Annotated in this window: 14 protein-coding genes; 12 read left to right on the top strand and 2 right to left on the bottom strand. The window is 74.5% G+C overall.

The annotated features are described in order from the left end of the window. Nucleotides 1-90: 90 nt before the first annotated feature. Nucleotides 91-3522 (bottom strand): AfsR/SARP family transcriptional regulator, encoded by a 3432-nt coding sequence (locus ACZ7LU_RS01195; RefSeq protein ID WP_471915280.1) that lies wholly within the window; start codon nucleotides 3520-3522, stop codon nucleotides 91-93. Between the two features lie 469 nt (nucleotides 3523-3991). Here ACZ7LU_RS01195 and ACZ7LU_RS01190 point away from each other — a divergent pair, with 469 nt between their 5' ends. The 4 genes from ACZ7LU_RS01190 to ACZ7LU_RS01175 are packed head-to-tail and all read left to right on the top strand — an operon-like array spanning nucleotide 3992 to nucleotide 6677. After that, nucleotides 3992-5584 (top strand): phage tail sheath family protein, encoded by a 1593-nt coding sequence (locus tag ACZ7LU_RS01190; protein ID WP_471916450.1) that lies wholly within the window; start codon nucleotides 3992-3994, stop codon nucleotides 5582-5584. Nucleotides 5585-5638: 54 nt separating this feature from the next. Next, complete coding sequence (locus ACZ7LU_RS01185) at nucleotides 5639-6082, top strand: phage tail protein (protein ID WP_398305489.1); 444 nt, start codon at nucleotides 5639-5641, stop codon at nucleotides 6080-6082. Between the two features lie 50 nt (nucleotides 6083-6132). Continuing rightward, the gene (locus ACZ7LU_RS01180; protein WP_468085215.1) at nucleotides 6133-6522 is read left to right on the top strand and encodes a hypothetical protein; all 390 of its coding nucleotides are present in this window, start codon (nucleotides 6133-6135) and stop codon (nucleotides 6520-6522) included. Then, the gene (locus ACZ7LU_RS01175) at nucleotides 6519-6677 is read left to right on the top strand and encodes a DUF6760 family protein (protein ID WP_468085214.1); all 159 of its coding nucleotides are present in this window, start codon (nucleotides 6519-6521) and stop codon (nucleotides 6675-6677) included. The genes ACZ7LU_RS01180 and ACZ7LU_RS01175 overlap by 4 nt, the downstream gene beginning before the upstream one ends. A gap of 1429 nt (nucleotides 6678-8106) precedes the next feature. Here the strand turns inward: ACZ7LU_RS01175 and ACZ7LU_RS01170 are convergent. Then, on the bottom strand, nucleotides 8107-9384 hold the full coding sequence (locus tag ACZ7LU_RS01170; protein ID WP_471915279.1) for a hypothetical protein: 1278 nt from the start codon (nucleotides 9382-9384) through the stop codon (nucleotides 8107-8109). Nucleotides 9385-10234: 850 nt separating this feature from the next. Here ACZ7LU_RS01170 and ACZ7LU_RS01165 point away from each other — a divergent pair. The 8 genes from ACZ7LU_RS01165 (at nucleotide 10235) to ACZ7LU_RS01130 (ending at nucleotide 17942) form a co-directional block, all read left to right on the top strand. Beyond that, nucleotides 10235-10564: a hypothetical protein gene (locus ACZ7LU_RS01165; RefSeq protein ID WP_471915278.1), complete on the top strand. Its 330-nt coding sequence runs from the start codon at nucleotides 10235-10237 to the stop codon at nucleotides 10562-10564. Between the two features lie 66 nt (nucleotides 10565-10630). Next, nucleotides 10631-11068 (top strand): phage tail protein, encoded by a 438-nt coding sequence (locus ACZ7LU_RS01160; protein ID WP_362991594.1) that lies wholly within the window; start codon nucleotides 10631-10633, stop codon nucleotides 11066-11068. After that, entirely contained in the window at nucleotides 11068-11832 is a 765-nt protein-coding gene (locus ACZ7LU_RS01155) for a CIS tube protein (protein ID WP_362991592.1), read from the top strand. The genes ACZ7LU_RS01160 and ACZ7LU_RS01155 overlap by 1 nt, the downstream gene beginning before the upstream one ends. Then, nucleotides 11829-13748 (top strand): VgrG-related protein, encoded by a 1920-nt coding sequence (locus ACZ7LU_RS01150; RefSeq protein ID WP_468085211.1) that lies wholly within the window; start codon nucleotides 11829-11831, stop codon nucleotides 13746-13748. Before ACZ7LU_RS01155 ends, ACZ7LU_RS01150 begins: the two co-directional genes overlap by 4 nt. Nucleotides 13749-13759: 11 nt before the next feature. Continuing rightward, nucleotides 13760-14173 (top strand): GPW/gp25 family protein, encoded by a 414-nt coding sequence (locus ACZ7LU_RS01145; RefSeq protein ID WP_362991588.1) that lies wholly within the window; start codon nucleotides 13760-13762, stop codon nucleotides 14171-14173. A gap of 6 nt (nucleotides 14174-14179) precedes the next feature. Beyond that, a complete protein-coding gene (locus ACZ7LU_RS01140) occupies nucleotides 14180-16141 on the top strand; it encodes a putative baseplate assembly protein (protein ID WP_468085210.1) in 1962 nt (653 codons plus the stop codon). Next, on the top strand, nucleotides 16138-16731 hold the full coding sequence (locus ACZ7LU_RS01135) for a phage tail protein (protein WP_471148422.1): 594 nt from the start codon (nucleotides 16138-16140) through the stop codon (nucleotides 16729-16731). Before ACZ7LU_RS01140 ends, ACZ7LU_RS01135 begins: the two co-directional genes overlap by 4 nt. A gap of 2 nt (nucleotides 16732-16733) precedes the next feature. Continuing rightward, nucleotides 16734-17942, top strand: coding sequence for a discoidin domain-containing protein (locus ACZ7LU_RS01130; protein WP_471915277.1), 1209 nt, complete (start codon nucleotides 16734-16736; stop codon nucleotides 17940-17942). Nucleotides 17943-17950 lie beyond the last annotated feature (8 nt).

The raw sequence follows: 17950 nt of genomic DNA, 5'->3' as shown, positions 1-17950 counted from the left end.
AGTCGGCCAGCAGGGCGGCGATCTCCGTGGCCTCCGCGGCACCCCGAGCAATCGCGCGGGACACACGTCGGCCCGCGAGCCGAGAACACGTCAGCACAGGGCCCTCAACACGGAGCTCGGGGGCACGGAACGCCGCAAGTCGGCCAGCAGAGCGGCGATCTCCGTGGCCTCCGCGGCGCCCCGGCGCTCCATGACACGGTGGGCGATCCGGAGCGCGGCCCTGGCCCGGTCGAGGTCGCCGAGGGCGAGGAGGGCCCGGCCGCGCGCGGCCATCGCGAGGGCGTGGCAGAACGCGTCGCCCAGCTCGCCCTCGACGGCCAGCGCCGCGTCCGCGCAGCGCATCGCCTCGCCGGGCCGGTTCTCGTCGAGTTCGCAGTAGGCGAGGCGGGCCCAGCAGAGGGCCTCCCAGCGCGGGTCGCGGGTGCGGCCGTGCAGGCGCTGGGCCTCGCGCAGCCGCTCCGCCGCCGCGGCCGCCCGGCCGTCCGTGAGCAGCGCGCAGCCCGCCTGGTAGAGGACGTGCGCGAGCGTGGACGTGCTGCCCGACCGCCGTGCCTGGCGCACCGATTCGACGAGCGCGGTGTCGGCCGCCGCGCGCCGGCCCAGGCTGACGTACGCCCGCGCCATGTGGGACAGGATGCGGATCCGGTCGTCGTGTCCGCCGAGGGCGCCGAACCTGGCGTACGCGAGCCGCAGTTGCTCCAGCGCCTCCTCGTGCCGACCCGTGCCCATCAGGACGATGCCAAGCTCGTGGCCGCCCTCCGCGCCGACCAGCAGGTCGCCGGTGGCCGCGGCGAGGCGCAGGGCCTCGCGCAGTGCCCGCTCGGCGCGGCCGAAGGTCTCCGTGCCGTAGTGCGGGGCGCCGAGGAGGCGCAGCGCGCGGGCGGCGGACCGGTCGTCTCCGTGGCTGCGGGCGGTGCGCAGGGCGAGCTCGGCGAGCGGCTCCAGGTCGCGGTGGCGGGTGGTGCCGACCACGAGGTGGGACCAGGCGGTGAGCAGGTCGACGGTGGGGCGCAGCCCGGGCGGGCCGTCGGACGGCGCGTCCGGCGGAAGGCCGGCGGTGTCCGGGACGTGCCGCAGGTCACCCGCGTGGGCTGCGCCGGGCCGGTGGCCGGCGCCGGGCCCGTGGCCCGCGTCCGCGTCCGGCCGGTGGCCCACGGGCTGCGGTACGTGCCGCAGCGCCTCCTCCGCGGCGGCGCACAGCCGGGAGTGCGCGACGACCAGCCAGTCCCGCGCGGCGGCCTCGTCGGGCAGCTTCTTGCCCGGGGACGCGGGGCTGTGCAGCAGGCGCGGCAGCACGCTGTGCGGTTTCGTGCGGCGGATCGCGGTGATGACGGTGGCCACGACGTAGTCGAGGAAGCGGAGCCGCGCGGCGGTGCGTTCCCGCGCGCTCTCGCGGAGCTCGCACTGCTGACGCGCGAAGAGCCGCACCAGGTCGTGGAAGCGGTACCGGTCCTCGCCGTGCAGCTCCATGAGCCCGGCGTCGACGAGGCGTTCCACCGCCGTCTCCGCCTCCTCGTCGCTCACGTCGAGGAGCGCGCCCGCGGCGCCGCGGCAGAAGGACGGCATGTAGCAGAGCGAGACCATGCGGAAGGCGCGGGCGAGCTCCGGTTCGAGGGCTTCGTAGCCGAGCCGGAAGGTGGCCTCGACGCCCATGTCGTCCACCCGCAGCTCGTCCAGCCTGCGGTGCTCGTCGCGCAGCCGCGCGGTGAGGTCGGCGACGGGGCGGCCCGGCCTGGCGGCGAGGCGGGCGGCGGCGATCCGGACGGCGAGCGGCAGGCCGCCGCAGATGGCGACGAGTTCGCGCGCGGCCTCCGGTTCGGCGGCCACGCGCTGGGCGCCGGCCATGGCGGAGAGCAGGCCGAGCGCCTGCGGCTCGTCCATCGTCTCGACGTCGACGAGGCGCGCGCCGGGCAGGGTGATGGTCCGCGAGCGGCTGGTCACCAGGACGGCGCAGCCCGGGGTGCCGGGCAGCAGCGGCCGCACCTGGGCGGTGTCGCGGGCGTTGTCGAGGAGTACGAGGACGCGGCGCCCGGCGAGGAGCGAGCGGTAGAGGGCGGTCTGCTGGTCGAGGCCGTCGGGAAGAGCGCTCTCAGAAATGCCGAGGGCGCGCAGGAATCCGGTGAGCGCGCTGCCGCTGTCGACGCCGGGCGCCGGGTCGGCGCCGCGCAGGTCCACGTACAGCTGCCCGTCGGGGAACTCCTCGCGTAAGGCGTGTGCGACGTGCACGGCGAGCGCGGTCTTGCCGACGCCGCCGAGGCCGGTGAGCGTCGCCACGGCCATCGTGCTGCCGGAGGTGGCGGTGCGCAGGGTCTCGGTGAGCAGCCTCGCCTCGGCCTCGCGGCCCGCGAAGTCGGTGACGTCGGGAAGGAGTTGGGCGGGGACGAGGGGGGTGGGGGCGGAGGTGCGGACAGGGGTCGCGGACGCCCCGTTCAGGGGCAGGGGGCGGGTCGCGCGCTCCGCGCGGACGGTCGGGGGCGGGGACGTGCTTTCGTGACCCTGCGGGTGCGTGGGCGGGGCCGTGCTTTCGTGACCCCGCGGGTGCGTGGGCGGTCCCCACGCCTCGGCCTGCGCCTGTCGCCCCCGATGATCCGGTCGTACGGATATGCGTTGCCGCTGCTCGCCGACGCGCGGCGGCGGCGCGTACGGCGAGGGCAGGGGGGAGGGCGGGACCGGCCACGGGACGGCGGCCGCCGGCAGCGGCGTGCCCCTCAGCAGTCCCTCGTACAGCGTGGTGAGCTCCTTGCCCGGGTCGACGCCGAGCTCGGTGGCGAGCGTGCGGCGCGTCGCCTCGTACACGGCGAGGGCGTCCGCGCGCCGCCCGCCGCGGTCCAGGGCGAGCATCAGCAGGGCCTGGGCGCGCTCGCGCAGCGGGTGTTCGGCGGCGAAGACGGTGAGGGGGGCGGTCGTCTCGCTGTGGCAGCCCAGTTCGAGCGCGCAGGCGAAGAACTCCTCCTGCGCGGTCACGGACAGTTCGGTGAGCCGGTCCCGCTGGCGGCGGGCGTACGGACCGGGCAGCCCGGCCAGCGGTGCGCCGTCGGAGAGCGCGAGCGCCGCGGTCAGTTCGGCATAGGCGTCGGCGTGTTCACCGGCGGCCCGCATCACGCGCGCCGTGGCCACCCGGTCCTCCAGCTCGGACGCGTCGACGGCGCCGGGCGGCAGCCGCAGGGCATAGCCGTCGCCGGCCGACACGAGGATCCTGGCGGGCTCGCGGGCGCGCCGGTCGGGTTCGAGGAGGGAGCGGAGCCGGGAGACGTACGTACGCAGCGTGCCGACCGCGCGCGGCGGCGGTTCCTCGTCCCACAGCGCGTCCACCAGCTCGGCCGCGGACGCCGGATGCCCGCCGCGCAGCAGCAGGGCCGCCAGGGTCGCGCGCTGCTGCGGCGGCCCGAGCGCGAGGGGCTGCCCGGCACGCCAGGCCCGCACCGGCCCGAGGACCTGGAACCACAGCGCCCCGCCCGGATCGTCCGGGCCGGCTCTCCGCTCGCCGTCCCGGCCCGGCCGGCCGCCCGCGTCGCCCCGCATCGTCAGCCCCGCACCCCTTGCCCTGTGAAGCACCTGGAAGTGCCCGTTCATACCGGCCACGCATGACCGCACGCACCAAACGTTACGTCAGCCCGGTGGGCGGCCCGCCCCACGCGGGGCACTTGCGCCACCTGTTGACCAGGTATTGACGCTGTGGACGCATGGGGCGGGGCATATGCGCCAACGACCGCTGACATCAGGCCGGTAGCGGCAGGCGCCCCGTGCCGCGCGCCGTGCGGGTGACCGGACGGGCAACCCGCGCCGCCCCGCTGCCCCCGGACCGCAGGTCGGCGCGAACGCGCAGGTCGGCGGCTGCCGTCCGACGGCTGAACGGGCAGCGGCATCTGCCCTCGCTGACGTCCTTCCGTCTCTACGCACCGGCCCGCGCGTGGGACATCGTCGACACGGTACGAATCCGTGCCGGCTGTGCGCCGGTCCCGCACACCCTCGAACCTTGGAGCACAGCAGCATGCCCAACTACCTGTCCCCCGGCGTCTATATCGAGGAAGTCGCCAGCGGTTCACGCCCCATCGAAGGGGTCGGCACGTCCGTTGCGGCCTTCGTCGGCCTGGCACCGCGGGGACCGCTCAACGAGCCCACGCTGGTGACCAACTGGTCCCAGTACGTGGCCGCGTTCGGCGAGTTCACGGACGGGTACTACCTGGCGCACTCCGTGTACGGGTTCTTCAACAACGGCGGTTCCGCCGCGTACGTCGTGCGGGTCGGCGGCTCCGACGCCGGCGACCCGCAGCAGCGGTCCGCGGCGCCCGCGCAGGCCCAGGCGCCCAAGGAGCTCACCGCGGGCGAGCCCGTGGCGCTCGGCAACTTCTCGGTCTCCGCGCTCACCGCGGGCACCGCGAACGGCGGGGCCCTGACCGTCGAGGTGCAGGACGGCGAGGGCGAGGGCGCCGCCGACCGCTTCAAGCTGATCGTCAAGGACGGCGACAAGGTCGTCGAGAGCTTCGACGTCAGCGCGAAGAAGACCGCGCGGAACTACGTCGTCACGCAGGTCAAGCAGCGCTCCAAGACGATCGCCCTGGAGGAGGCCACGGCCGGCGGCCAGCTGGCCAAGCCCGACGCGCAGACGGTGACGCTCGCGCCGCCGGCCCCCGCCACGCCCGCCGTGCCCGCGTCCAACGGTGCCGTCGACCGCGTCGAGACCGCCCAGTTCATCGGCGACTCCGCGGACCGCACCGGCTTCGGCGGCCTGGAGGCCCTGGACGAGGTCAACATGGTGGCGGTGCCCGACCTGATGGCCGCCTACCAGCAGGGCCTGATCGACGAGGAGCAGGTCAAGGCGGTCCAGCTCGGCCTCATCGCGCACTGCGAGCTGATGGGCGACCGGATGGCCATCATCGACCCGCCGCCGTCGCTCAACGCCCGCCAGGTCCGCCAGTGGCGGCAGGAGCTGGCCGGCTACGACTCGCGCTACGCCGCGCTCTACTACCCCTGGATCAAGTCCTTCGACCCGGCGTCCGGCCAGTCGGTGGTCGTGCCGCCGTCCGGCCACATGGCCGGCATCTGGGCGCGCAACGACGCCGAGCGCGGTGTGCACAAGGCGCCCGCCAACGAGATCGTGCGCGGCGCCGTGGACCTGGAGCTGCAGATCACCCGCGGCGAGCAGGACCTGCTCAACCCGGTCGGCGTGAACTGCATCCGCGCCTTCCCCGGCCGCGGCATCCGCGTGTGGGGCGCGCGCACGATGGCGTCCGACCCGGCCTGGCGCTACCTGAACGTGCGCCGCTACTTCAACTACCTCGAAGAGTCGATCCTCATCGGCACCCAGTGGGTCGTCTTCGAGCCGAACGACCACGCCCTGTGGGCGCGCATCCGCCGCAACGTGTCGGCGTTCCTGGTCAACGAGTGGCGCTCGGGCGCCCTGTTCGGCCAGCGCCCCGAGGACGCCTTCTACGTGAAGTGCGACGAGGAGACCAACCCCGCCGAGTCGGTCGACCTCGGCCGGGTCGTCTGCGAGATCGGCATCGCGCCGGTCAAGCCCGCCGAGTTCGTGGTGTTCCGGCTGGCCCAGTTCTCCGGCGGGGGCGGCGAGCTGGAGGAGTAGACCGCGTACTCGCCCCACGTCCCCCGAGAACCATCACAACAGGAGTGAAACCCCTTGTCTCTGCAGCCCGGTGACGCCCTCACCACACACAATTTCGGCCTCCAGATCGACGGCGTCATGGTCGAGTACCTCCAGGAGGTCAGCGGCCTCTCCATGGAGCAGGACGTCATCGAGTACCAGCAGGTGTCGGCCGACGGCAAGCCCGTCGTGAAGAAGATGCCCGGCGTGAAGAAGGCCGGCGAGTGCACGGTCACCCGCGGCATGACGCAGAGCCCCGTCTTCAGCGAGTGGATCAACAAGTCCATCGCGGGTGACATGGGTTCGGCGCGCAAGAACGCCACGATCATGATGATGGACTACCAGAACAACCCGGTGAAGCGGTACAACCTGCGCAACGCCTGGTGCAGCAAGGTGGACACCAGCGGGGTCAAGGCGGGCGACGCCGCCGCGCTGACCGAGGCGGTCACCATCGTCTTCGAAGAGCTGGTCATCGAATAATGCGGCGCGAAGGCCCGGGAGTCCCCGGGGCAGGGGTGGCCGGGACAGGGATGGCCGGGGCTCGTGAACCGTTGCGCACGGAGTTCGAGTTCGAGCTGCCGCGCGGCTTCGTGGACGAGTCCGGCACCGTGCACCGCAACGGCGCGATGCGGCTCGCGACGGCACGCGACGAACTGGTGCCGCTGCGGGACGTCCGCGTGCGCGAGAACCCCGCCTACCTGTCCGTGGTGCTGCTGGGCCGGGTCATCACCCGGCTCGGCACGCTCGGCTCCGTCCACGACGGCACGGTGGAGAACATGTTCGCCTCCGACCTGGCCTTCCTCCAGGACTTCTACCGGCAGATCAACGCGGAGGGCCACACCCGCGCGGCCGTGGCCTGCCCGCACTGCTCGGAGTCCTTCGAGGTGGAGCTGGCCGGGAGCCGCCTGGGGGAATCGTGACGTACGCGGCCGACCGCATCGAGGAGGAAGTCGCGTACCTCGCCTACCACTTCCACTGGGGCATGGACGACATCCTCGACCTCGAACACGCGGACCGGCGCGCGTACGTGACGCGGACCGGAAAGCTGGTGGAACAGGCGGAGGCGAGGCAGTGAAGGTCGGAAGGCCGGTGGGGTGACCGGTAGCGATCGGTGAGTCGAGGTAAGTGATGGGCTTGTTCAGGTGGCGGCGGGGGTCGCGGGTCGAGGCGGTGGCCTCGGCGCGGGCCGGCGATGCCGGTGATTTCGGTGTCGATGACCTCGGCGGCGGTGACTTCGGTGGCGGTGCTGAGGCTGCGGCTGGTGCTGAGGCCGGTGCGGGTGCCGACGCGGCTGCGGGTGCGGGTGTTGGTGCCCGTGCCGGTGCCGGTGGTTGGGCTGCTCTGCCGCCGGTCCAGCGCGTGCTCGCGGCGCCTCGTACGGTCGCGGAGCAGGGCTTCGGCGCGATGCTCGCCACGCACCAGAACCCGTCCTTCGGCGGCGAGCTGGGCCACGCGGTGCGGGCCTCGGCCCCAGGGGGCCTGCTGCACGGCGTCCTCACACCGGTCGCCGGCCGCCCGGGCGACCTCGACCTGCCGCAGCTGCGGCTGCCGGTGCGGGGAGTTCCGGAGGCGGGGGCAGAGGCGGGAGCGGAAGTGCCGGACGAGTCGGCCGCACCGTCCGCGTTCTCCCCTGCGAGCCCCACCTCTCCTTCGCCTCTGCCGTCTTCCCCCTCTGGTCGTGCCGTTCAGCGCGTGGCCGCGCGGGACGCTCGTACGGGCCAGGACGCGACGAGGGGTGGCGGTCGTACGACGGCACCCGCGAGGGAGCGGCACGCGGAGGCAACCGGTCCCGAGACTCCCGGCGCGGCGACGGACTCCCCCGTCCAGCGCCACGCCACCGCGTCACCGAGCCGTGAACACGGAGCACCGGGCGCCACCGCCCGTACGAACACGTCCGCCCCCGGCGCCCACGCGGACCGCCCCGCCCAACGCCGCACCGCCACCCCGGCGAACGTCAAGAACGAAGCCCCGCGCGACAGCGGCACGACCACGCCGCCCCCGGGGACGGCAACCTCCGCTCCCGGCACCGACGCGGACCGCCCCGTCCAGCGTCAGGCCACCACCCCGGCGGCCCCCGGGACGAGCACGCCCCTGCCCGCACCCCGGCCCACGGCCCCCGACGCCGGCACCGACACCGACCGCCCGGTCCAGCGCCGGGCCACCACGTCGCCCGGCCGGGAGCACGAAGCACCGTCGCGCACCGACTCCCCCGCGACCAAGCCCCTGCTCGGAGACACGGACCACCCTGGCCGACGCCTCGCCGACACATCGCCGAGCCCCGAGCCCGACGCACCTCACGTCGGCGGTACGAAGACGCCCGCCCCGGGACCGACACCCCCCGCCTCCGGAGCACAGGCCCCCCGAACCACCGGCACCGATACCCCCGCGACCAAGCCCCTGCTCGGAGACGCGGGCCACCCCGTCCGGCGAGAGACCACCACCCCGCCGAGCCCGACGGGCAGGCCCTCGCACGGAGCAGTGACACCCGCCGCCGACCGCCCCGTTCAGCGGAAGGCCTCCCACTCGCCCGCGCAGAGCGACGTAAGCGGCAGCGCCCCCAGCGATGCCGTACCGGACGTCGGCGTACCCGCGTCCGGAAACCGGTCCGACACGCGGCACGCCGCAACCACGCCCGGGGCCGCCACGAGCCCGGCCACATCCACGTCCGGCACCGCGCCGCTCACCGGCGCCCGGGCCATCCCCGTACCCGGCGCGGACAGTACCCCGGCTGCGAGCGGCTCGGCGGAGACCGGGGCACGTGCCGTACCCGTGGTGCAGCGGTCCCGGACAGGGCGTTCCCCGCTCGTGTCGGCCGCACCCGCCGTGGTGCCGGAGCGGCAGGTCTTCCCCGTGGAGCCCGCGCGTACGACAGTGCCTGCCGCTGGCCGCCCCACCGACGGCTCGCCCGCCGACGGGGTGTCGGCCGCAGGCCCGACCACCACCCACTCGCCCATCAACGGGCCGTCCACAGCCAGGCCGTCCGCCGACAGCCCGACCGCCAGCAGGTCAACCGCCGGTGGGCCGCCGGCCGCAGGACCGGCCGCCACCCCCTCGCCTGTCAACGGGCCGTCCACCGCGGGGCCGTCCGCCACCGGCCCGACCCTCAACAGGCGGTCCGGCGATGGACCGTCCGCCAACAGGCAGTCAGCCGCAGGCCCGGCCGCCGCCCACTCGACCGCCAACGTGCCCTCCACCACTGGGCCGACCGCCGACAGCCCGACCGCCAACAGGCCGACCGCCGGTGGGTCGCACGCCAACAGGCCGCCAACCGCAGGCCCGGCCGCCGCCCCCTCGCCCATCAACGGGCCGTCCACCGCGGGGCCGTCTGCCACCGGCCTGACCGTCAACAGGTCAACCGCCGGTGGGCCGGCCGCCGCCCGCTCGTCCGCCAACGCGCCCTCCACCGCGGGGCCGTCCGCCACCGGCCCGACCGTCAACAGGGCAACCGTCGGTGGGACACCCATCAACAAGTCGTCCGCTGCCGGTCCGGCCGCCACCCGCTCGTCCACCAACGTGCCCTCCACCGCTGAGTCGTCCGCTGACAGCCCGACCGTCAGCAGGTCAACCGCCGGTGGGTCACCCGCCAGCAAGTCGTCCGCCGCCGGTCCGGCCGCCAACAGGCCCTCCGGCGATGGACCGTCCGCCAGCGGCGCGACCACCAACGGGCCGTCAGCCGCACGTCCGGCCGCCATCCGCTCGTACGCCAACAGGCCGCCCACCGCTGGGTCGTCCGCCGAGGGCCCGACGGCCACCAGGCCGCCCGCCGCCGGCCCGGCTGCCAACAGGCCGTCCACCGATGGCCCGACCGGCGCTGCCCCGACGGGCAGCACCCCCTCACGCCCCGTTCCGCCGGACGCCGCCCCCGCCCGCGTCCGGCCCACCGATGTCCCCGGGCCGGTGCCCCCCACCGGCCCGGGGACGCCTGCCGCGTCCGCGGCCACGAACCCCGCCGCTGTACGGGCGAAATCCCCCGTTGAGCCCGTACAGCGGCGGCCTCTCGTACGCCGGGTCCGGCGCGCGCAGGATGCCGGTGGCGCGGCAACCGGCGCGCCCAGGCCCGGCCTCGGCCAGCCCCTGAGCCAGTCGTCCAGCACCTCCGCCCACCCCGGCCCGGCGCCACAGGACCGCCCGCGCCGGACCCCGATCGGCGCGCCGGTCACCCCCGCCCAGAAGTCGGCAACCCGCGAGGCCGCCCCCAAGCCAGCCACCCCCACCCCGGCCACCACCACCCCAGGCCCCGCGACCACACCAAAGCAGCCCCAGCCCCAGCCCGAAGCGAAACCCCAGCCCCTCCCCGTCGTCCCCGTCAACCGCCGCATCGCGCCCGGCGGTTACCGGCCCACAACACCCACCACCGCCCCCCTCCCTCTCCCCCTCTCCACCTCTCGCGGCCTGACGACCCAGACCTCGGCGACGTCCGGCGACTCAGCACCCGGCACGGGGCCAGCAGTTGGCGGGACGCCGACCAGGCCAGCCACCCCGGCCGGACCGGCACCGACCCCCGTACCGCTCCAGCGCTCTGCGGCAGCCGAGGCCCGAACCACCAACCGGGCCACCCCCGTCGTCGTACCGCTCGGCGCCCCCGGCCCCCGAACGGCGCCCCGCCCCACCCCCTCTCCCACCCCGGCACCCGTGCGCCCCCGAACCGTCCAGCGAAGCGCGCCCACACCCCCGGCCGCGCCCGCACCGGCCCCCGCCCCAGCCGCACCACCCCGTCAAAGCCCCACTCCCCGCCCCGTCCAGCGCACCCACACCCCTCCTGCACCCACGCCCACACCCACTCCCGCCGCCACCCCTGACCCCGCACCGACGCCCGCCCCCTCGCCCGCATCCGCCGAAGCCACCCCCGCCGACCTGGACGACCTGGCGCGACGGCTCCTCGCCCCGCTCTCGCGGCTGCTCCGCGCGGAGCTTCGCAGCGACCGGGAGCGGGTCGGCCGCCTGCGCGACCACGGACGCTAGCCACCACGCGCCCCCGCCCGCTCACCCGCACCACTCCGTCCGTCACCTCCACAGCAAAGAGAACCCATGCCCTCGACACTGGACCCCGGCTCGACCGTCTTCTTCAAGCTCACCATCGACGGCCAGGACCTCGGCCTGTTCAACGGGTGTGACGGGCTGTCCTCCGAGGTGGAGGTGGAGCAGCGGCAGGAGGGCGGCAACAACGGGTTCGTCTGGCAGCTGCCCACCCGGGTGACCTTCTCCACCATCCGGCTCACCCGGCCCCTGACCGCCGACACGTCCCGCGTGGCCGCCTGGATCTCGTCCATCGCGACGGGGATCTCGCGGCCCACGGCGCAGATCGCGGCGCTCCGCGCGGACGGTTCCGTCGTCGCGCAGTGGGGGCTCGTCGAGGTGCTGCCGGTGCGCTGGCAGGGGCCGAGTCTCAGCCCGGACAGTCCGTCCGTGGCGACAGAGACGCTGGAGATCGCGCATCACGGCTTCACCGACGCGGGAGGTGCCTGATGGCCGCGCCGACCGGCGGCCGGGCCGGCGCGAGCCTGGTGCGTGCCGCGCTCGCCATCCACCAGCCGCCCACCGACCTGGGCGGGTCGATGGGCGGGCGGATCGGTGAAGTGGAGTTCCAGTTCAATCCGACGCAGCTGCAGATGGGACGCTCCGCCGAGTGGCGTACGCAGCGTGCCGTCGCCTACACGCGCGGCGCCCCGCCGAAGTTCACCGGCGCCGCCCCCGCCACCCTCAAGCTCGAAGTGTTTCTCGACTCCTCCGGCACGCCCAACGCCGGCAAGGTGCAGAAGCAGGTCGAGATGCTTCTGTCGTGTTGCGAGGTGACCCCGCAGAGCGTTACCTCCAAGCGTCCTTCGCCGCCGTGGGTGCGGTTCTCGTGGGGGTCGTTCAACACCGTGCAGTTCGTGGCGTACGTGACCGACGTCAGTGCCACGTACACCCTGTTCAATCCGACCGGTGAGCCGATCCGTGCCACCTGCTCGCTCTCGCTCACCGAGGTCGCGATGCCCACCAAGGGGCAGAACCCGACCTCGGGCGCGCTCTCGGCGCGCCGGGTGCACCGCACCGTCGCCGGTGACTCGCTGGCGTCGCTGGCCTGGCGGGAGTACGGGGACGCGACGCGCTGGCGGCTCATCGCGGAGGCCAACGACATCGACGACCCGATGCGGCTGCGGCCCGGCACCGAGCTGCTGCTGCCCGCCGCCGACGAGGCCCGCCCCGGCGGCCCCGCCGCCGTCCCCACGCCGATGGAGTCCGCATGAGTGAGAAGACGTACACGAGCGTCCTGCACGCCGAGATCGGCGGGTCCGTCCTGCCCGACAAGCTGGCCGTGCTGCTCGTCGAGGGCTGGGTGGACTCCAGTGTGAACGTGCCGTCCGCCTTCCAGCTGACCTTCGCCGACACGGGCGGGGACATCCTGGAGAAGTTTCCGCAGATCAAGGTGGGTGCCAAGGCGGTGCTCAGCCCGTTCACGGACGGGGTGCGCGGCAAGCCCATGCTGACCGGTGAGGTCACCGCCCTGGAGGTGGACGCGGACGGGGGCGGCAAGTCCCTCGTCGTGCGCGGCTACGACCCGGGGCACCGGCTGCTGCGCAACCGCCGCGTGCAGGGCTATCCGAACATGACGGCATCGGACATCGTGCGTCGCGTCGCCGGGCTGAGCCAGCTGAAGCTCGGCAAGATCGAGTCCACGCCGACGGTCTACGAGCTGGCCACCCAGCCGAACATCACCGACTGGGACTTCCTCTCCCGGCTCGCCCAGGAGAACGACGTCCACCTGTCCTTCGACGAGGACGGGAAGCTGTGCTTCGGCAAGCTGAAGCCCGCCGCGGGCGCGCCGTCCGACACGACACCGGCCGCGCAGAGCCCGTACGTCCTCGAATTCGGGCACAACGCGCTGCACAGCCGGGTCGCGGTGACGGCGGCCGGGCAGGTCGCCACCGCCGGGGTGCGGGGCTGGGACATGCGGGCCAAGCGGGCGCTGTCCGCGCAGTCCCCGGCCCTCAAGAGCAAGGACATCGTCGCCGACATCACTCCCGCGCAGCTCTCGCAGCCGTTCGGCAGGGCCGAGCTGACCGAGACGGGGACGCCGTACACCGCGCAGGCCCAGGTGACGCACGCGGCGCGGGCGTTGGCCGATGATGTGGCTGGTTCGTTCGCGGAGCTCGAGGTCGCCGTCACCGGCAACCCGGACCTGCGGCCGGGGCAGCCCGTGGCGCTGAAGGGCGCCGGATTCCCGTTCGAGGGGAAGTACACGGCGACCGGGGTGCGACATCTCTTCGAGTCCGGGCGGCAGTTCATGACCTGGCTGACCGTGTCCGGGAGGCAGTTCCGCTCCCTCTACGGGCTCGCCTCCGGTGGCGCGGACGCCGCGCCGCCGATGCCGGGCGTCGCGATGGCGCTGGTCAGCAATGCCAAGGACCCGCTCCGGATGAACCGCGTCAAGCTGCGCTTCCCGTGGCTCTCCGACACGTACGAGAGCGACTGGTGCCGCATCGCGCAGCTCGGCGGCGTCCGGGGCGGCGGCCTGATGCTGCCCGAGGTGGGCGACGAGGTGCTCGTCGCCTTCGACCGGGGCTCGCTGGAGCATCCGTACGTACTCGCCGGGCTGTACAACGGCGTCGACAAGCCGACGCCCAACACGGACGGCCTGCAGCCGATCGACCCGACGAGCGGCCGCGTCAACTGGCGCTCGATGGCCTCGCGCAGCGGTCACATCGTCGAGCTGGTGGACGCCAAGTCCCGTATGAAGAGCGGCATCCGGCTGCAGACCGGCAACGGCCGCCTCACCGTCCACATGGACGAGACGCGGACCAGCGTGACCATCCGCAGCGACGGCTCGGTGTCGATCCACGGGACGCGCAACGTCAGCATCCGCGCGGGCGGCAACCTGTCGCTGACCGCGGGCGGTTCGCTGACGATGAGCGCGGGCGGGGCGGTCGACATCAAGGCGGGCGCGAAGTTCGGCGTCAACGCGGGTGGCATGGCGGACATCAACGCGACCGGCGTCGTCAGTCTCAAGTCGGCGGGCGCGGTCGCCGTGAACGCGGTCGGCGCGGTCTCCGTCACCGCGGCCGGCGCCGTCGCCGTGAACGCGGGCGCCGCGGCCGCCATCACCTCGCCTGCGACCGTCGCGCTGACCGCACCGGCCGTACTGCGCAACGGCATTCCGTTCTAAGGGGGGCAGAGATGAGTGAGCAGTTCGTCGGTGCGGGCTGGACGTTCCCGCTGCGCACGGACGCCGGCGGCGGCATCGCGCTGGCGCGCCGCGAACGCGAGATCGAGGAGGCGATCCGGCTCGTGCTCGCCACCGCGCCGGGCGAGCGTCCGATGCGGCCCGAATTCGGGTGTGCCGTCCACGACATGGTGTTCGCGCCGGTCAACGAGGCCACGGCGGGCCGCATCCGGTACGAGGTGCGGTCCTCGCTCGACCGCTGGGAGCCGCGCATCGAGGTCCTGGACGTCGAGGTCAGCCCGGCCCCCGACGAGCCGTCCGTCCTGTTCATCGACGTGAGCTACACCGTGCGCGGCACCAACAACCCGCGCAGTCTCGTCTTCCCCTTCTATGTGATCCCGTCCACGGAATCAGAGAGCGGAGTCTGAAGTCCGATGGCCCTGCCCGCACCCCACCTCGACGACCGGCGCTTCCAGCAGTTCGTCGACGACGCCAAGCGCTACATCCAGCAGCGCTGCCCGGAGTGGACCGATCACAACGTCTCCGACCCTGGTGTCACCCTCGTCGAGGCGGTCGCACACATGGCCGACCAGATCGTCTACCGCCTCAACCGCGTGCCGGAGAAGAACCACCTCGCCTTCCTCGACCTGCTCGGCGTCACCCTCTTCCCGCCCTCCGCGGCCCGCGCGGACGTCACCTTCTGGCTGTCCGCGCCGCAGGCCGAGCCCGTGGTGCTGCCCGCCGGTACGGAGGTGGCGACCGGCCGCACCGAGACCGAGGAGGCGGTGGCCTTCGCGACCGAGGCGGACCTGACCGTCGTGCCCTGCGAACTCTCCGCCGTCCTGCGGCAGGAGGAGGGCGGCACGCCGCAGGACTGCGGGCAGGACGTCTTCGGCGGCCGCGACGTGGCGGCCTTCGCGGCCGCGCCGCGCCCCGGTGACACGCTGCTCTTCGGGCTCAGCGCCGCGGTGCCGCGCTGCGCGGCCGTGCTGCAGCTGGACAGCCGCGTGGACGGCGTCGGCGTCGACCCGCGCCAGCCGCCGCTGGTGTGGGAGGCGTGGACGGCGGACGGCTGGACGGAGTGCGAGGTGGACGAGGACTCCACCGGCGGACTCAACCGGCCCGGCGAGGTCGTCCTGCACGTCCCCGCCGGTCACATCGTCTCCCGCGTGGGTCGGCTCGACGCGGGCTGGGTGCGCTGCCGGGTGGTCGAGGCCGCCAAGGGCCAGCCGTTCTACAGCGCGTCGCCGACCGTGCGGGCCGCGTCCGCGTTCACGATCGGCGGCACGACCGTCGTCGCGCACGCGGACGTCGTACGCGACGAACTCCTCGGCGACTCCACGGGCGTGCCCGGACAGCGCGTCCGGCTCGCCCAGGCACCGGTGGTCGCGGACCGGCCGCCGCTGATCCTCGAGGTCTCCGACGGCGAGGGGGCGGGCTGGGCCGAGTGGCAGGTCGTGGACGACTTCGCCTCATCGGGACCGTACGACCCGCACGTCACCCTGGACGCGACGACCGGCGAGATCGCCTTCGGCCCCGCCGTACGCGAACCGGACGGCACCCTGCGGCAGTTCGGCGCGGTGCCCGAGAAGGGCGCGGCGATCCGCGCGACCCGCTACCGCACCGGCGGCGGCCGCACGGGCAACGTGGCCCGCGGCGCCATCCAGGTCCTGCGCAGCTCCATTCCGTACGTCGCCCGGGTGGAGAACCGCGAGGCGGCGCGCGGCGGCGTGGACGGCGAGACGGTCCAGGAGGCCAAGGTCCGCGCGCCGATCGCGCTGCGCGCCCAGGAGCGGGCGGTGACGGCGCGCGACTACGAGGAACTGGCGCGGCGCGCCGCCCCCGAGACGGCCCGCATCCACTGCCTGGCCGCGGACTCCGCGGAGGCCGGGGAGAACGCGGTCCGGGTCCTCGTCGTCCCCCAGGCCGTGCCGGACCGGGGCGGCCGGCTCCGCTTCGAGCAGCTGGTGCCCGGCGAGGAACTCCTCTCCCGCGTCACCCACTTCCTCGACGACCGCCGCCCGCTCGGCACCCGCCTCTCCGTCGGACCGCCCTTCTACCAGGGCGTCACTGTCGTCGCCACGCTGCACTCCTTCCGCGCCGCGCAGGCCGAACGGGTGCGGACCGAGGCGCTCGACGCGCTGTACGCCTACCTCGACCCGCTGACCGGTGGTGCGCACGGCGAGGGCTGGCCGTTCGGCCGCCCGCTGCGCGCCGGCGAGATCTTCGCCGCGCTGCAGCGGGTGCCCGGCGTGGAGCTGGTCGACGAGGTCCTGCTGCACCCCGCCGACCCCCTCACGGGCCGCCGCGGCGACGCCACGGACCGCATCGACCTGGCGCCCTCCGCGCTCCTCTTCCCCTTCGACCACCGCGTCCGTGTGATCGAGGCCCGATGACGGCGCACGAGACGGAAGCCGCGGCCGGGAGCTCCCGGGGAGCGCTGCCGGGGGTGCGGTCCGCGCATCCCCTGGGGGAGCAGCTGCCCGCCGTGTTCGCCGACGACGACTTCGCGCTGCGCTTCGTCTCCGGCCTGGACGTCGTGCTCGCGCCGGTCTTCACCGTCCTCGACAGCCTGGAGGCGTACTTCACGCCGTCCCTGGCGCCCGAGGACTTCCTCGGCTGGCTGACGGACTGGGTCGGCACGGAGCTCGACGGCACCGAGCCGTTGCGCACGCGCAGGCACGCCGTCGCCTCCGCCGTCGACCTGCACCGGGTGCGCGGCACCCGCCGCGGCCTGTCCGCCGCCGTCGAACTCGCCTTCGGAGTACGCCCGGAGATCGTGGAGAGCGGCGGCGCGACGTGGTCCGCTCGCCCGCTCGGCGCCTTCCCCGGCACCCCGCGCCCCGCGCTGCACGTCACGCTGCGCGTGCACGACGCGGCGTCGGTGGACCCGCACCGGCTGCGGTCCGTCGTCGCGGCGGCCCGCCCCGCACACCTCCCCTTCACGGCCGAGGTGACGTCCACGCCTGCCCCCGAAGGGACCTAGCCATGTCCGCCGAGCCCCACCGACCCCCATCGACCGACCAGCCCTCATCGACCGACCAGCCCGGGACCAACGACATGCCGAACTCCTCCGCCCCCATGCGCCCGTGCCCCGAGTGCGGCACCCCGGCCCGTCAGCACGGCCAGTCCTTCTGCGACTCCTGCGGCGCCTTCCTGCGCTGGGACTCCCCGGCCGGCGTCGCGGGCCCCGCACCCGCTTCCGCACCCGCACCCGACGGCCCGGACACGTCGTCCCCCACCGCGGCCGGTGCCACGGACACCACCGTCCCTCTCCCGTCCACCGGTCCGGCAGAGCCCACGCCCCCGCCTTCGCCCGCGCCTTCGTCCTCCTCCTCTTCTTCCTCCTCCGACACGGCCATACGGTCGCTGCTCGTGCCGGTGCCGGAGGGGGAGACCGTCGCGCCGCCGGAGACGCCGGGCAGCGTGCTGCCGGGCAGGCCCGAGGCGGCCCGGCCGCGCGTACGGCAGGCATCCGTGCCCGCGGAGCCGGAGTCCGGGGCGCCGTGCCCGAGCTGCGGGACGCCCAACGCGCCCCGCAGGCACTTCTGCCGCAGCTGCGCGAACCCCCTCAGGGACTCCGCCGCCCCCGCCGCCGAGGGCCCGTACGCCGGTCAGCGGCCCCGGCTGCACCGCGACCGCACCCGCTGGATCGCCCGGGCCGTGGGCGTCGCGGTGGTCGTCGGCCTGGTGGCGGGCGGCATCTTCGGCGGGCCGCCGGCCGCCCGCGCCGTGCAGGACCACTTCGCCAAGCGGGTGCCCGTCCATCCGACCGACCAAAGCGCCTCGCACTCCGCCCCGAAGCAGGCGGCGAAGCTCGCCTTCGACGGCTACTCCAACACCTGGTGGGGCACCGGCTACTCGGGCGACTCGGCGGGCCAGTGGCTGCAGGCCGACTTCGGCCAGCCCACCGACCTGCTCAACCTCCTGATCACCCCGGGCACTTCGCCGCGCAGCGCGCAGGCCGCCGCGCAGGCGAGGCCGATGGAGTTCGACCTGGTGGTCAGCGACTCGGCGGGCAAGGAGCACACGATGCACCGCCGGATCAACGACGGCGGCGTGCAGAAGGTCGACGTCCGCGTGCGGGACGCGGTGAGCGCGCGGCTGGTCCTGCGCTCCGCGTACGGCGCCGGCAAGGGCCGCCAGGTGGCCGTCGCGGAGCTGGAGTTCTTCGGCCGCTCCTCCACCGGGCAGTGACAGCGGGG

The sequence above is a fragment of the Streptomyces sp. NPDC039462 genome, from assembly GCF_055639375.1.
This window is presented reverse-complemented; position numbering and strand designations above follow the sequence as displayed.